At 50.6% G+C, this 314-nt stretch carries 1 tRNA gene; it reads right to left on the minus strand.

The features are described 5' to 3' along the window. Nucleotides 1-74 precede the first annotated feature (74 nt). Nucleotides 75-150: transfer RNA gene (locus B4923_RS20755), tRNA-Ala, on the minus strand. Nucleotides 151-314: the final 164 nt, after the last annotated feature.

The following is a 314-nucleotide window of genomic DNA, read 5'->3' on the forward strand; positions in this document are numbered from 1 at the left end:
AGCTTGTTCCAGATTGTTAAAGAGCATAATACTTCGCAGCATACTGTTTCCAATACGCTCTGAAGTCTTTTATATGGTGGAGCTATGCGGGATCGAACCGCAGACCTCCTGCGTGCAAAGCAGGCGCTCTCCCAGCTGAGCTATAGCTCCAAATTCAGTCATACCTCTGGCAACTCGCTTAGCCGACGAAAGGTTCGTTGCGAGTAGCGCAGTGTGCAAACGCACATGAGCAACGCAGCAGCGAAGATTTCAAGGATAAGTAGAGTTGGTAGGCCTGAGTGGACTTGAACCACCGACCTCACCCTTATCAGGGG

The sequence above is a fragment of the Brenneria roseae subsp. americana genome, assembly GCF_003115815.1.
GTDB lineage: Bacteria > Pseudomonadota > Gammaproteobacteria > Enterobacterales > Enterobacteriaceae > Brenneria > Brenneria roseae.